At 62.3% G+C, this 15,207-nt stretch carries 10 protein-coding genes and 1 tRNA gene; 3 read left to right on the forward strand and 8 right to left on the reverse strand.

The annotated features are described in order from the left end of the window. Positions 1 to 744: 744 nt before the first annotated feature. The 6 genes from murB to amaB all read right to left on the reverse strand — a co-directional run bounded on the left by murB (position 745) and on the right by amaB (position 6,354). The gene (gene murB, locus OUZ30_RS07405; protein WP_266183127.1) at positions 745 to 1,770 is read right to left on the reverse strand and encodes a UDP-N-acetylmuramate dehydrogenase; all 1,026 of its coding nucleotides are present in this window, start codon (positions 1,768 to 1,770) and stop codon (positions 745 to 747) included. A 10-nt stretch (positions 1,771 to 1,780) separates the two neighbouring features. Beyond that, a complete protein-coding gene (locus OUZ30_RS07410) occupies positions 1,781 to 2,818 on the reverse strand; it encodes a quinone-dependent dihydroorotate dehydrogenase (protein WP_266181594.1) in 1,038 nt (345 codons plus the stop codon). 2 nt (positions 2,819 to 2,820) lie between these two features. Continuing rightward, positions 2,821 to 3,588 carry a class I SAM-dependent methyltransferase gene (locus tag OUZ30_RS07415; protein ID WP_266181595.1) on the reverse strand — a complete coding sequence of 256 codons (768 nt, stop codon included), beginning with the start codon at positions 3,586 to 3,588 and terminating at the stop codon, positions 2,821 to 2,823. Positions 3,589 to 3,593: 5 nt separating this feature from the next. Next, a complete protein-coding gene (locus OUZ30_RS07420) occupies positions 3,594 to 4,367 on the reverse strand; it encodes an SDR family NAD(P)-dependent oxidoreductase (RefSeq protein ID WP_266181596.1) in 774 nt (257 codons plus the stop codon). A gap of 23 nt (positions 4,368 to 4,390) precedes the next feature. Next, the gene (locus OUZ30_RS07425; RefSeq protein WP_266181597.1) at positions 4,391 to 4,726 is read right to left on the reverse strand and encodes a hypothetical protein; all 336 of its coding nucleotides are present in this window, start codon (positions 4,724 to 4,726) and stop codon (positions 4,391 to 4,393) included. A gap of 92 nt (positions 4,727 to 4,818) precedes the next feature. Beyond that, positions 4,819 to 6,354 carry an L-piperidine-6-carboxylate dehydrogenase gene (gene amaB / locus OUZ30_RS07430; protein ID WP_266181598.1) on the reverse strand — a complete coding sequence of 512 codons (1,536 nt, stop codon included), beginning with the start codon at positions 6,352 to 6,354 and terminating at the stop codon, positions 4,819 to 4,821. A gap of 571 nt (positions 6,355 to 6,925) precedes the next feature. On the opposite strand from amaB, the gene OUZ30_RS07435 reads away from it, so the two are divergent. After that, positions 6,926 to 8,500, forward strand: a complete 1,575-nt coding sequence (locus OUZ30_RS07435; RefSeq protein WP_266181599.1) for an MASE1 domain-containing protein — start codon at positions 6,926 to 6,928, stop codon at positions 8,498 to 8,500. Between the two features lie 24 nt (positions 8,501 to 8,524). Here the strand turns inward: OUZ30_RS07435 and OUZ30_RS07440 are convergent, their stop codons facing one another. Further along, on the reverse strand, positions 8,525 to 8,986 hold the full coding sequence (locus OUZ30_RS07440) for a hypothetical protein (protein ID WP_266181600.1): 462 nt from the start codon (positions 8,984 to 8,986) through the stop codon (positions 8,525 to 8,527). Positions 8,987 to 9,189: 203 nt separating this feature from the next. Between OUZ30_RS07440 and OUZ30_RS07445 the strand changes: the two genes are divergently transcribed. After that, positions 9,190 to 9,266, forward strand: a tRNA-Arg gene (locus OUZ30_RS07445). 277 nt (positions 9,267 to 9,543) lie between these two features. Here the strand turns inward: OUZ30_RS07445 and OUZ30_RS07450 are convergent. After that, a complete protein-coding gene (locus tag OUZ30_RS07450) occupies positions 9,544 to 10,158 on the reverse strand; it encodes a response regulator (protein ID WP_266181601.1) in 615 nt (204 codons plus the stop codon). Between the two features lie 377 nt (positions 10,159 to 10,535). Here OUZ30_RS07450 and OUZ30_RS07455 point away from each other — a divergent pair, with 377 nt between their 5' ends. Further along, positions 10,536 to 14,765, forward strand: a complete 4,230-nt coding sequence (locus tag OUZ30_RS07455; protein ID WP_266181602.1) for a transporter substrate-binding domain-containing protein — start codon at positions 10,536 to 10,538, stop codon at positions 14,763 to 14,765. Positions 14,766 to 15,207: the final 442 nt, after the last annotated feature.

Consider the following 15,207-nt stretch of genomic DNA (forward strand, 5'->3'; position numbering starts at 1 on the left):
CTAGCTCCTTCTCCCCTTTGGGGAGAAGGCTGGGATGAGGGGTGGGTGCTTGCGACACCGCGACAACTGGGCGTGGTGGCCAGGGTGCGCTTACGCAGCGGGCGTTTCGATCGCCTGCCGGCGCTCGAGTCACTTTTCTTTGCTGGCCCAAAGAAAAGTAACCCAAAGAAATGGCCTCTAGAGCTGGTAGCACTCCGTTGGATAGAAGCGTTGGAAGGTTTTCGCCATCGGATCGTGTGCTACCCAAGGCGCTACACAGCGGCTATACCGCAACGCGCCGAGGCGAAGAGGACTTAAAGCAGGTTTGGCCGACGGTCGAAACGTTCGCAGTATCCGGAGGCGCAGATGGTCAGCTCGCCACCCACGCCTTAAGCCCTCTCCGCCTCGGCGCGTTGCGGTGTAACCGCTGTGTGTCGGCCGTGGGCCGCCACCTATCTGGCTGGCCACGCCCGTCAGGCTCGCATCCCACGTAATGCTATGAGCTCTTCAGGCCATTTTCTTTGGGTTACTTTTCTTTTGGGCCAGCAAAAGAAAAGTGACCCGGACCGCGGCAGCGGTTCGGAACGCCCGCTGCGTAAGCGGCAAGCTGGCCATAAGGCTCGATTGTCGCGTCATCGCGAGCACCCGCCCCTCATCCCAACCTTCTCCCCGGCGGGGAGAAGGAGCAATGGCGCGAAACAGCCGCCGTCCTACCGGGACTCAACTGACAGCCGCGACCATGCGCGATCCCGGCGAGGATCAGCTTCAGCCACCCACCACGACGGGCTCCGGCTCCAGGCGCACGCCAAACTTCGCCTGCACCCCTGCGATCACTTGCTGTGCAAGCGCCCACAGCTCCGCCCCGGTGGCACGACCGTGATTGACCAGCACCAGCGCGTGCCGGTTGGAAATGCCGGCATCGCCTTCGCGCATGCCCTTGAAGCCGCTGGCTTCGATCAGCCGTGCGGCGGAAAGCTTCCAGCGACCGTCGCTGCCGACCCAGGCGACGAGTTCCGGATGCTCGCGCTTGAGCGCTTCACCGAGTGACGCATCGACGATAGGGTTCTTGAAGAAGCTGCCTGCGTTGCCGATGACGGCGGGATCGGGAAGCTTCCTGGTGCGTAGATGCACCACCGCTTCGGCGACATGGAAGGGCGCGGGCTTGTCGATGCCCATGCGGGCCAGTTCCTCGCGAATGCCCGCATAGTCCAGGCGCAGCTCGCGCGAGCGGGGCAGGGCGAAGCGCACGGCGGTGACGATATAGCGACCGGGTTGATGCTTGAACACCGAGTCGCGATAGGCAAATGCGCAGGCCGCATGGTCGAGGATGGCCACGCGATGTTCCTGCGTGTCCCATGCCTCCACACTTTCGATAAACTCGGCCACTTCGGTGCCATAGGCGCCGATGTTCTGGATGGGCGCGGCGCCGACCGTGCCAGGGATCAGGATGAGGTTTTCCAGGCCGGCATAACCCTGGCCCAGGGTCCAGCGGACGAAGTCATCCCAGCGTTCGCCGGCGGCCACGGCAATGCGGGCCACGCCACCATCCTGTTCCACCTGCACGCCGCTGGTAGCCATGGCCAGCACGGTGCCCTGGAAGTCGCCGGTGAACAGCAGGTTGCTGCCTTCGCCCAGCACCAGCAAGCGGCCGCTGCGTACGACCGGAAAGTCCAGTAACTCGGGCAGCTTCGATGCATCGCGCACTTCGGCCAGCAGCGCGGCGCGTGCATCGACGCGCAAGGTATTGCGCGTGGCCAGTGTAGCGTGCTCGATCAGCGTATAGCCGCCCATGTCAACGCGCTCAGCCACCATGAGTGTCCTCGCGCTGGCGGCGAATTTCGTTGACGCATTCGGCGATCAGTTTCGGGCCGCGATAGACCATGCCCGAATAGATTTGCACCAGCGATGCACCGGCATCGATTTTTTCGGCGGCGTCGCTGCCATCGAGGATGCCACCGACGCCGATGATGCCGATGCGATCACCCACGCGCTTGCGCATGCCGCGCAGGACAGCGGTGGAGCGGGCGAACAACGGCTTGCCGGAAAGGCCGCCGGTTTCATTGCCGTGCGGATCGCCGGCCACCGCTGCATGATCGATGGTGGTGTTGGTGCAGATCACGCCGTCCACCCTGGCGGCCAGCAACACTTCGGCAATCGCGTCGAGTTCGGTCTCGCTCAGGTCCGGCGCGATCTTCAACAGCATGGGCTTGCGCGCACCGCTCTGCGAGCCGAGGCGTTCCTGCGCTTCGCGCAGCGTTTCGATGAATCGACGCAGCGTGGCCTCTTCCTGCAGGTCGCGCAGGCCCTGGGTGTTGGGCGAGGAAATATTCACCGTCACGTAGCTGGCATGCGCGTAGACGCGCTCCAGGCAGAACAGGTAGTCATCGACCGCCGTGTCGTTGGGCGTGTCCTTGTTCTTGCCGATATTGATGCCGAGCACGCCGCGATAGCCCGACTGCTGGACGTTTCTGACCAGCGCGTCGACGCCCGCATTGTTGAAGCCGAGGCGATTGATCACCGCTTCGTGATGGGGCAGTCGGAACATGCGTGGCTTGTCGTTGCCGGGCTGTGGACGTGGGGTTGTGGTGCCCACCTCGACGAAGCCGAAACCGAGCGCGCCGAGCGCATCGAGGTGATCGGCATTCTTGTCCAGGCCGGCGGCCAGGCCGACGGGATTGGGGAAGCGGATGCCGAAGGCCGCGGTCGGCAATTCGGCCGGCGGCTTCACAAGGTGATGAAGGAAATTGCTGCGCTGGGCTACATCGAGCGCGTAAAGCGTCGCGCCGTGCGCGGTTTCCGCATCGAGTGCGAACAGCAAGGGGCGAATCAGATCATACATAGTCAGGGCACCTTGCCCACGTAGATAACGGTGTCGTAATCGAAGCTGATATGGCCGTCCTGCGCGCAGCTATCGAACAGCTCTCGCAAGGCGTGCATCATCGGCTCATGGGAGGGGTGACCGGCGCGCGGCGCGTAGGACGATGACATCAGGCGTCCGCTCAGTGCATCGAAGTCCAGCAACTGGCCATGGTCGAAACGACCCATGCCGAGGTAGCCCGCACCAAACCACGAACGCATTTGCCGCTCGTCACCGTAACGTTCGGCGACGCTGGTGTAGTCGGTGCCGTATTCCTTCAACAGCGCTTCGTAGCCTTCAAGGAACGGCGTACCGCTGAGGCGGCGGGAATTCCAGATGATGGCGGCCAGGCCAGCGGGTTTCAGGATGCGCTGGAACTCGCGTCGGGCCGCATCCTGGTCGAACCAGTGGAACGCCTGCGCCACGATCACCAGATCGATGCTGTCATCATCGAGGCCCGTTGCGGTCGCATGACCATCCACGGCGCGAAAGCGCTCGTTTTCACCCAGCCATTGCTCGGCCGCCGTGCGCATGACCTCATTCGGTTCCACTGCGATGACACGATAGCCGCCGTCCAGAAAGAGCTTGCTGGAAATGCCGGTCCCGGCGCCTACGTCGGCCACCAGCCAGTGGGGATTGACCTGATATTCGCGCTGAAGCCATTCCAGCATCGCGACGGGGTAATCCGGACGGTAACGCACGTAGTCGGCGACGCGGTCGCTGAAGCGTTCGGTGGGTTTGAGGTCGCGCATGGTGTTCATCCCGACAGCAATTGGCCGCCATCCACGCACAGCGTCTGACCGGTGATCCAGCTGGCGTAGGGCGAGGCGAGGAACAGGGCCGCGTGGGCGACTTCTTCCGGCTTGCCATAGCGACCGAACGGAATCTTGGCCAGCGTCTGCTGGTAGAGCTCCGGTGCATCGGTCTTGCGACGATCCCACAAGCCGTCCGCAAACTCGATCGAGCCTGGTGCGATCGCGTTGACGCGAATGCGGTGCTTGGCCAGCGAAAGCGCCTGCGACGTCGTGTACTGGCTCAATGCGGCTTTTATCGCCGCATACGGCGCGCCGCGCACGGTCGGATGGAAGGCGGCAATCGACGAGGTGTGGAGAATGCTGGCGTGCGCCGACGCCTTCAGCAACGGCAAGGCCGCGTGCGAGGCGCGTACCGCCGCCATCAGGTCAACCTGGAAGCCGGCCAGCCAGCCATGGTCGTCGTCAGTGAATCCATAGCCGCTGGCGTTATTCACCAGGACGTCGATGCCGCCGAGCACTTGCGCGGCTTCCTCGATGTACGCGGTGATCGCGGTGGCATCCGCAAGATCGCAGCTTCGCGTATGCGCGGTGACGCCGTGAGCCGCGATGGCATGGCGCACCTCATCGAGGGCAGCTTCGCCGCGCGCACAGACCGACACCGCAGCGCCAGCCTCGGCGAAGGCAAGCGCGATGCTGCGGCCAATGCCCTTGCTGCCTCCGGCGACGACAACGCGGTAACCGTGGAAATCGAAGCTGGGACGCAGGGGGAGAGTCATCGTGGCAGGTTGGGCTGAGCCGACTAGTGCGTGTGAAGGAAGACTTGCAGCGTTGTGAACGAAAGCAGCAGGAACACCACGCCATACAACGTATAGGCCAGCGCCTGGGCTGCCTTGGCCAGGCCGGCGCCGTGCAGGGCTCCCTCGGAAACGCGAATCTTCTTGAGCGCCATGCGAGCACAGACGGAAGCGATCACTGCACCGGCCAGCGGGAATGCCACGAAGTTCATGAAGTTCAGCGACATGAGCGCCATGCCCATCAACGGCAAAAGCGTCCATGCCAGGATGCCGAAGATCAGGCTGACGAGCGCCAGCATGCTGATGGTGGATGCCTCTTCAACCCGTCGTGCCTCGTCCATCGTTACAACTCCTGTCGTCGATGAGGGTGCGCCTGCGGATATTTTTGAGACGGGCGCACCCCGGACGATACCGGGATGCGCCGTGCCGTGCCTTACAGGTCGAACTTGATGCCCTGCGCCAGCGGCAGCGAGTTGGAGTAGTTGATGGTATTGGTCTGACGGCGCATATAGACCTTCCAGGCGTCCGAGCCCGACTCGCGGCCGCCGCCGGTTTCCTTCTCGCCACCGAACGCGCCGCCGATTTCCGCACCGGACGTACCGATGTTGACGTTGGCGATGCCGCAGTCCGAGCCGCCCGCCGAAAGGTACTGCTCGGCCGACTTCAGGTTTTGCGTGAAGATGGCCGAGGACAGGCCCTGCGGCACGCTGTTCTGTAGGTCGATCGCTTCGTCGAGCGTCTTGAACGGGATGACATAAAGAATCGGCGCAAAGGTTTCCGTCTGCACGACCTCGTCGCTGTTCTTCACGCCGGTGACAATCGTCGGCAACACGAAGTTACCCGGGCGATCGCTGAGCGCGGTCCCGCCGGTGCGCACCGTACCGCCCGAGGCCTTGGCTTTTTCCACGGCACCGAGGAACGCCTGCACGGCGTCCTTGCTGTTGAGCGGTCCCATCAGGGTGGTGGCCAGGGTCGGGTCGCCGATCTTGCCTTCGACCTGCTTGTAGGCGGTGATCAGCTTGTCAGTCACGTCACCGACGATCGACTCATGCACGAACAGGCGACGCGTGCTGGTGCAACGCTGGCCGGCCGTGCCGACGGCGCCGAACACGATGGCCGGAATGGCCAGCTTCAGGTCCGCGCTCTCGTCCAGGATGATGGCGTTGTTACCGCCCAACTCCAGCAGCGAACGGCCCATGCGCTTGGCGACGCGCTCGCCGACTTGGCGGCCCACCTTGGTCGAGCCGGTGAAGCTGATCAACGGGATGCGGTGGTCGTCCACGAAATGCTGCGACAGCTCGGTGCCGGCGTCGTTGAACAGGAAGAAGATGTCCGGGAAGCCGGCTGCATTCAGCGCCTCGTTGCAGATCTTCATGGAGGCAATGGCCGAGAGCGGCGTCTTCGGCGACGGCTTCCAGATGCAGATATCGCCGCAGACCGCGGCCAGGAAGGCATTCCAGGCCCACACGGCGACCGGGAAATTGAACGCGCTGATGATGCCGACCAGGCCGAGCGGCTGGTACTGCTCATACATGCGATGGCCCGGGCGCTCCGAATGCATGGTGTAGCCGTAGAGCATGCGGCTCTGGCCCACGGCGAAATCGGCGATGTCGATCATCTCCTGCACTTCGCCGTCGCCTTCGGGCTTGATCTTGCCCATTTCGAGCGCAACCAGCGAACCCAGGGCGTGCTTGTGCTTACGCAGCGCTTCGCCGCACAGGCGCACGGCTTCGCCTCGACGCGGCGCCGGGGTCGTGCGCCAGGTCTTGAAGGCTTCCTGGGCGCGCTTGACGATGATGTCGTAGTCCGCCGCGCTGGAGGCATACACCGAGGCGATGACTTCGCCCGTGGCTGGATTCACCGGCTGCAAGGTGCCAGCGTCGGTGGTCTTGGACCATTCGCCCTGGCCGAGATACGTACCCGATTGCGAGCTGCCGAGACCGAGTGCGGTGAGGATTTCGTGGGACATGTTTAGCTCCAGACCAAGGCGCTGGGGAAGGGCGCCGGGAATAAAACCGCTATTCTAGCAGGCGGGTCTGCGGGGCGGATCGCAGGGGGGCTGATCCAGCAAGGGCGCTGTATGGCCAGGGAGCGCATGGCTGAGTACGGCGCAAGGCAACCGGTGCGGTCCCCGTAAGGAAACAATCCGCCCCATTGACGGGCGAATTGGTCGAACGTCGGTGATCCATGATCAGCGGGCCCCGCTGCGCCGCCTGACTTTCCGGCCACCGGAGCCTGCCAATGGCGCGAATGCCAGCCCTCGACGCCTGGCCGCCATGGTTTTTCTCCATTTCCGTGCCCGTTCGGATGCGGTCGTCGACCTGGTACCGGGCGCTACTGTGCGCTACGTCACATTATCGCGACCGCAAGTCATTGCGCCGGCGTGCCCTATCCTGATGGGCTACGATAATGCTGCTTGAAAACAACGCCGGCGCATTCACAGGGGATATCGCCAGCCTGACTGAGCAGCGCGTGCACGTTGGCGCCGGTAAGCGAGTCCATCACGGGGTGGGGGCATGGGGAACCGACTAGGGTCGAGCATGTGGCTGCGCTACGCCGCGGTATCGCTTGCATTTGGGCTCGGCGGCATGTTGTTCCGCTACTTGTCGATTCGTCACTGGATCATTCTCAGTGGCTTCCATGTAAGCGTGTTGCTGCTCACCCGCTATCGCTATTGGCCAGCGCTGCTGGCCGGCGATGTGGCTCGCCTGGCCTACATCAGCTGGACGTGCGTCGATCAGTTCGGATTGACCTGGTCCCTGTTGAACCTGCTGCCTTCGATCGCTTTCATCATGCCCGTGGTGTTCGTATGCCGTGAGCGATGGCACTTATTTCCGACACGCACGACGGTGCACATCGGTGTGCTGCTTTCCACCGCACTGTTGGCAGCCGGAATCATCACGCTCAATACCCTTGGGATGATTGCTGTCACGCCTTTCCCACCGGGCTATTCGGTTCATGCGGGCGAGGTTGCCGCCCAGGTCGTGCTTGGCAATTACCTCGGCATCCTGACCATCGCGCCGCTCGCTCTACTTCTCCATCAGAAGCTGACGGCTGGATCCTGGCGTCGTCTCTGGCGTAGGGCCGGGGAGAGCCGACTGGTGTTTGAAAGCGTGTTCTTGGTGATGCCCGTGCTGTCGCTTCTCGTGTGGGTGGGGCTCGATCAGCCCGCTACGCGTCAGTTCACCCAAGTGGCGATGTTTCTGCCCGTGGTGGCCTTGGCACTTCGGCATGGTTGGGCGGGCGCGGCAGTAGGTGGCAGTCTGGCCAGTGTGGCCCTCATGGTGCTGATGCCGCAGCGTAACGATCCCAGCACCCTCCAGGCTGAGGTCGTGATTGCGTTTGCCATTTCCACCATGTTGCTGGTGGGCGCGCGTATTGCCGTGCTCGATCGGCGCGCGAGCAAGGAACGCGTCGATGTGCGTCAGGCCATAGCGCTGGCGCAGCGAAACGTGCAAACCGGCGAGCTGCAACTGCTCATGACCTCGCAAGTGCTGGAGCAAATCCGCGAGACCGTGCACGCCACCTGCGCCATGATGCTGGCGAGCATGCGGCATTTGGCACCGGCCTTCGATGAGCGTCACTATCGTCGCCAGGCACTGATTGCGCAGGATCAGCTCTATCGGTTGGCCGACAGCCTCTACCCTGTTAGCTGGAGGGAACGTGGCTTGCCGGCCGCCTTGCGCGAGGGGACGATTCCTCGTGTCCTGGGCGAAGTCGGCATTGGGTACTGGTGCGATTTGCGGGGACCGCTCAACCTTCTGCCGCCTGCGATCCACATGGCGATCTACCGCATCACCTGCGAAGCCGTTTCCGAGGCTTGTGCGCGCAAGAACGTCAGCGATATCGACTTGCGCTTGCGTTGCGGAGAGCATCAGGGGCGCTGCTGGATCGTGCTCCGTATTGGTTTCCGTGCGGACGCCGAGCACGTTGCGCGAATTCGTTGGGAAGAACTGCTGCCACGCGTCGTGCTGCGCACGACCAGCGGTCTGGGGCGTCAGGCCATCGAGGATCGGGCGGCAACGTTCGAAGGGCAGGTGCGCGAGCGGACGCTAGGTGATAGTCGACGGATCAGCGTGATCCTCTATGCCCCGTCAACCGCTGGCGGCGCGTAACGCTGCCAGCGGTTGTCCTACGTTTTACTGATTGCGGATATTGCAATCGATAGGGTCGCACCCGTTTGCGACAGCGGCACGGAGTTGCACGGTGCCGTCTGTCTGCGGGGTTGCCGTGACTTGCACCGAACTGTCTTGATACACCGTTGACGGTTGGGCAGCGGGCGCTGCCCCCGTCGCAACGGCTGCCGGCTGCTGCGGCGTGGAGACGAGCTGTGCGAACGCACCGATCGGCAAGGTGATGAACTGGCCGTTCGCCGTGCCGACGGCGCCCAACACGTTGCCGTTGAGATCGTTGATCTGGACGTATTTGATGCCCCCCAGCACGAAGACATACGCGTGCCAATTGGGGTTGGCGCTCACGTCGGTGGTATTCGGCCAAGACTGTCCGAGTCCGGTGGCTGGGGGTTGGGCAAGAGCCGTCCCCACGAGTCCGAACGACAGCAACGCTGCGAGTGCGCCGCGGCGCAAGCCAACCTTCGTCATGATAATTCCCCTCTTAACTCTTAAGTGGCGGTAGCGCCCCCTTTGGCGCCGTAGGAATGTAGCACCCCGGATTGACCCGAATCGTGCATGGCTCGCGGTTCTGTGGATCCCGCCCCAGAATCACATGCGTCGCTGCTGTTATGCATCCGACGGGACGCCGCGCGGTTTCGCTTTCGCCATCTCCCCGTTATCCTTCCTGGGTTGGCCCCGTAGCTCAGCTGGATAGAGCGACGCCCTCCTAAGGCGTAGGTCGCCCGTTCGAATCGGGCCGGGGTCGCCATTTCGAAGCGTGGCGCAAGCCGGGCGGTTTTTGGCGATCTTCAGCTCGACTCCCGTTCCCGCCGGGCGTAGGCGCATCCAGCCACCATGCCTGGATCGCAGGTATGGCTTGGGCGTTTCAAGCCGTTGCCAGCGCGGACGCGAGAGGGGTACGCGCCTTGCCACGCTTTCCCCTAGGCAGGCAGCAAGAGCTCTCGCGCGGTTCCAAGGGCAAGCTGGCGTTGCATGAGGCTTGCGTGGCACCTATCCCGTCAGGGAACCAAGCCGTGTTCGCGCGCCTAGGTGTAGATTTCGAGATCGCTTCTCAGTCCAAGTTTGCTCATCGCATCCATCTTTTGACGGCTGATCGTTTTCACGCTGCGGTTGAGCTGGGTGGCGATCTCCGACACGGTGATGCCCGATGCAAACAAGCGCAGTACCTCCGTCTCCCGTTTGGAGAGGGTGGGGTGCGCCGCGGCGGCTCCGCCGGCGCGCGTGACGTCCAGTGCCCTCTCGATACTCGTGCTGACGTAGTAGCGATCGTGCGAGACCGCCTGGACAGCAAGCGTCAATTCGGTAAGTGCGTCGGATTTGTTTAGCAAGCCACGTACGCCTGTCGCGAGGATGGAGCTCAGCACGCCCGCGTTACTCACCATGGTAAGCACGATGATAGGGAGGCTTGGCCATCGCCTCTCGATCAATCCAAGCATATTCAGGCCATCGGCGACCTGGCCGCCGGGCATGCTGAAATCAGTAATGACCAAGTCACAGGACTGCCGTTCCAGGACGTGGATCAACTCGTCAGGTGAGCCCACATCGACGATCACGGCGACGTTCGAGCTACCCTCAAGCAGCATGCGTACCCCGCTGCGCACGATAGGGTGGTCGTCGGCCAGAATGATGCGTAAGGTCACGGTTCCCCCCGTGTTGGTGCCGGCTTGACCACAAGGGTAACTGATTTTGCATCGCAGCAAATCAGCAAATTGCCTACAAAAACTTAGGTCATCTTCAGACAATTCTGATGGAGGGTGCGTAGGCCCCCCAAGTAAGCTCCAGACTTCGCGAGCACGTTCGACTCTTGAGCGCATCCATGAACGCAAACGTCGGCTCTTGCGGCAACAGGTAAATCAACGCTCTATTGCCCCCGCTTGGCGCAATAAGCAGGCCTTGGGGAGCCTGGCTGAGATGCCTGCTGCTGTCGTGCTCGCTAGGAGTGTGTGCGACAGCTCTCGCCGGTCAAAGTGAAGTCGCACAAAGCAGTACGGCATCCCCTGACAAGGTGGTGACGAGTGTGCCGATCCGACTTACGCCAGAGGAAGAAGCTTGGCGGGACAGTCATCCCGTGATTCAGGTGGGGGTCCTGGCGGGTGACCATTTGCCCATGGAGACCTGGGTGGCTGGCCGTCCAGCCGGCTTCGGCGTGGACTATGCGCGGCTGTTGGCCGGGCGATTGGGGATGCGGCTGGAGTTTCGTCCGTTTACCGACCTGGATGCGGTTGCCTTTGGCGGCCCATCGGAACCACCGCCTTACGGCCTGCTGCTAGGCATGGTGACGAGTGAGGTGAGCGAGGGGCGTTTCGATTTCCTGACGCCCTATGAGACCGGGCCACTGATCCTGGTCACTCGTAAGGGCGATGAGCAGATTCGCGACGAGCAAGACCTGAAACACACGCGCATTGTCATCGAGCGACCGTACCGCAACTTGGCCGTCCAGTTGGCGGGGCGCTTCCCGCAGGCGACCCTGGTATTCGCGAACGACGGTCGCCAGGCGATGGACATGCTGACGGCCGGCCAGGCCGATGCCTATCTCGGCACGCCGTTGGCGCGTGTACGCACGTTGTTGGACGAGCGTGCCAGCGACGATCTCGCCGTCATCACTCCGATCAACTTTCCACCGGTATCCGTCGCCATGGCGATACCGCGTGGGCAACCCATGCTCGTGCAACTGCTGCGGAAGGCCGAGGCCAGTCTGGCTGCCGAGGAGTTGGACAGCTTGCGCGAACGCTGGGGGCTGCGTGCCGAAGTCAACCTCCTGATTCCGGCGGCAGTTGGCCTGAGTGCGGAAGATCGGGCCTTGCTAAAGGCATTGCCGCCGCTGCGCGTCGGGTTCGAGATCGATCGCTATCCCTACACGTTTCTCAGCAGCCAGGGGCGCTTCGACGGTCTGGCCGCAGACTATGTAGAGATTTTCCGGCAACAACTTGGCCTACGCATCCAACCGGTCCCGGCGAATGATTCTGCCGGGTTGCAGCGTATGGTCCGCGCGAACGAAGTGGACATGGTGGTGGCCGCCATGCCGGAAGATTTCCGCGTCGAGGACATGGTCTTCAGCCGTCCCTACGAGCACTTTCCCGAAGTCATCGTGGCCAAGGCCAACAACCGCAGCATCGCCGGCCCCGAGGATCTCGCCGGGCACGTGGTCGCGATGCGCGAGGAGACCATGCCTCGGTATCAGCTACTCATGCCGCATAGTCGTTTGCGCCCTGTAGGCAGCAATGAGGCGGGTCTGGGGCTGGTGGCGTCGGGCAGGGCCGATGCCTATATCGGCACGCTTCCAGCCATCGACAATTTGATTCGCAACCGCTACACGACCTTGCGAATCATGGGGCCGGCTGGCGATGACCAGGATTTCACCGTAGGCCTCAACAAGCGCTACGGTCAGCTGATGCCACTGATCAATCGCGTGTTGGCGAGAGTGAAGGATCAGCAGCGGATGGCGATCCGCAGTCGTTGGCTGACCACGGAATACAACTATGGCGTGCCGTGGAAGTGGGTGCTGCTCGGCATGCTCGTCGCCCTCGCGGTGCTGGCGATCATCAGCTTTGCGTATACCCGCTTGCGCCGCCTCATGTACGCACGGCAGCTGGCGGAAAGGGAGCTCGCGATCCAGCTGGCGTTCCAGCAGGCCTTGCTGGAATCCATTCCGTACCCGGTGTTCGTCAAGGACGCAGAGGCGCGCTACATCGCCATCAATCACGCCTACGAGAAAATGTTCGACTGTTCGCGCACCCACTTGCTCGGACGAACGCTGATCGAGACGCGACATGGGAAGGACCTTAACGCCGAAGCGCTACATGGCGCTGACCTGGAAGTATTGAGCCAGGGCGGCGAAGTTCGCCGGGAGCTGCACATGAGCGCCTCGGGTGACGCGGATACCACGCGCGACGTACTTCTGTGGCTGCACACTTTCCTGCGCGGATCGGATCAAGGCGTCGGTCTACTCGGAACCGTGGTCGATGTAAGCGATCTCCGTAAAGCGGAGGCTCGTGCAACCGCGTCTGAGCAGCGGATTATCGACACCAACGACAGCTTGCCGGGTGTCGTTATGCGGGCCCGCTACAGCGTGGATGGAACAGCCGCCTATGAGTACATCAGCGGACCGATCGAAGCGCTATTCGGCCTGACCTACGAGGAGATGATGCAAGGCCGCCGACGCCCCTTCGACGTTATGCCTGTCGAGGACAGGCCGGTTGTGCAAGAGACTATCGATCACCTGCTGGAAGGTCGTGGCCCGGAAATGGTGGAGTTCCGCGTCAACACGCCCACCGGTGTTCGCTGGGTCCGGGCCTCGGCCGGCGTGCCACGCGCGGAAGCGCCAGGCGCCGTGTCCTGCAGCATCTTCTGCACTGACATAACACGGGAAAAGGAACAGGCGCAGGCGCTGGTCGAGGCCAAGGCCGTTGCTGAAGCGGCGTTTGCCGCCAATGGCGCGTTCTTGGCCATGATGAGTCACGAGATCCGCACGCCGATGGCCGGTGTGCTCGGCCTGATCGAATTACTCGACAAGACACCGCTGGACCGAGAGCAACTGCACATGATCGACATGGTGCACGACTCGGCCGGCGTGCTGTTGCAGATTTTGGATGACATTCTCGACTTTTCCCGGATCGAGGCAGGTCGGTTGATGCTGGACATCCATCCTTTTGATCCCCGTGCGCTGGCAGACGGCGTGCTCGGTCTGTTCGCTGCTCGTGCGCAGGAGAAAGGAGTCCGTTTATACGCTGTGCTCGATTGGCGGCTCGCGGCGGAATATCGGGGTGATATGACTCGCGTGCGGCAGATCATCACCAATCTGCTCAGCAACGCGCTCAAGTTCACGGAGAAGGGACATGTCGAACTACGCATGGAACTGCTCGGCGAATCGGCAGAAGGTCATCGCCTGAGCATCATCGTGATGGATACCGGTATTGGCATTTCCGAAGAGCAGCTTGGGCGTCTGTTTCACCCATTCGTCCAGGCCGAGATCTCCACGACAAGGCGTTACGGTGGTACTGGCCTTGGACTGAGCATAAGCAATCAGCTCGCCCATATGATGGATGGAGAAGTCCGCTTGACCAGCGCTGTGGGTTTTGGCACGCAGGCCATTTTTGAGGTCGTGCTACCTGTGAACCGTGCGCTTCAGCCCCAACCCGCCATGGCTGGGAAAGCAGCCTTGCTGTGCACGCGCGATCTCATGCTCGAACGCGAACTTTCCAACATGTTCTCGGCCATGGGTATGAGCGTTGTGGGCGCCGACGCGAACGATTTGCGCGACTTTGCGGCGAAAGATTTCGACCTTTTTGCTGTCGACGCGGATCTGGCGCGAAGTGGAGTCATGCCAGATGGCGCTCGCACGATTCAGCTCACTGACGCGCCCGATCCGCGTGGCTTCTACGTGGACGATGGCCAGGTGATCCTCAGCGGCCATCCCTTGCTGTGGCGATCGGCGGTGGACGCATGTCACGCCGTGCTTGGATTGCCAACACCGCAACGCACGACCGCGCCGGCTGCAGTTTCCGTCACACATGGAGCCCGCATTCTTGTTGCGGAAGACCATCCGACCAATCGTGCCGTGATAAGTCGGCAGCTGGAACGTCTGGGCTACGCACACACCATGGTCGAAAATGGGCTGCAAGCGCTCGAGGCGTTGGCTGTCGGGCACTACGATCTACTCATTACCGATTGCCATATGCCCGTGCTGGATGGGTTTGCGCTGGCGCGACGTATCCGCGAACGCGAGAAGGACGGCACCAGTCGTCTGCCGATCGTCGCGCTGTCGGCCAGTGCCTTGCCCGAGGAAGTCACTCGTTGCCGCGAAGCCGGCATGGATGAGTTTCTCGCCAAACCCGTCAAGCTCGACGATCTGGGTGCCATGTTGTCTGCGTGTCTGGCGCATATGCCCTCCGAGCATCCACGCGCTGAGGTCGGCGGCTCTGATTCAGCCCACCAACGTATTCAATCACTTCTGGAAGTATTTGGCTCCACGCAACAGGTCAAGCATGTGCTGCGTGGACTTCTTGACGCGAGTCGCAACGACCTCATTGCTCTCGATCAAGCCGTGCAATGTGGTGATGTTGAATCCCAGCGCGACATCCTGCATCGAATTCATGGTGCGCTTCGCCTGCTTGGCGACAACGCCAGTGAATCCGCCGACGACAGCTCAGCGCAGCGCCAGGAGCTGGTCGGTCGCCTCGATGCTCTGGAGGCGTTGCTGGGAGAACTCGATCGCCGTGATCCCAACAACGATACGGGGACAGGCTAGTCGGCCCAAAAGCGCGGAAGTCGCCTGAACGCCCACGCGGCAGCCATCCACGTGGCACGCCCATCCCGTGTGGCCGAAGATCCTCTAGCTCCCAGAAGGTTCTTCGCTCATTCATAGTGATGTGCTGCGATCCATGCCGTTTCCCCGGATGGAACGAGTCATGTTTTAAAGTTTCGCCCGCAGTACCTCGCAATGCGGCGACCGACGCGTCGCGCTGCGGTGTCAGGGCACGGAGTGAGCCTCGTGAGCAGGGCCCCCAAGGCCCCTTACTGCCCACAGGCCTGGTGCCAGCAGATATATCGTAGGGTCCACGGTTGTGAGTTGATCGCTCGGTCGCTGGTTGAGCCATGCGGCCAATTGGGACAAGCGACGGACGTGAGGCGCTATCCGGCGAAGATCGCCGGCTCATTGAATCGTCGTTTTCGACAGCAGGAGATAATGC

Origin of the sequence: Dyella humicola, from assembly GCF_026283945.1 — a bacterium.
GTDB lineage: Bacteria > Pseudomonadota > Gammaproteobacteria > Xanthomonadales > Rhodanobacteraceae > Dyella > Dyella humicola.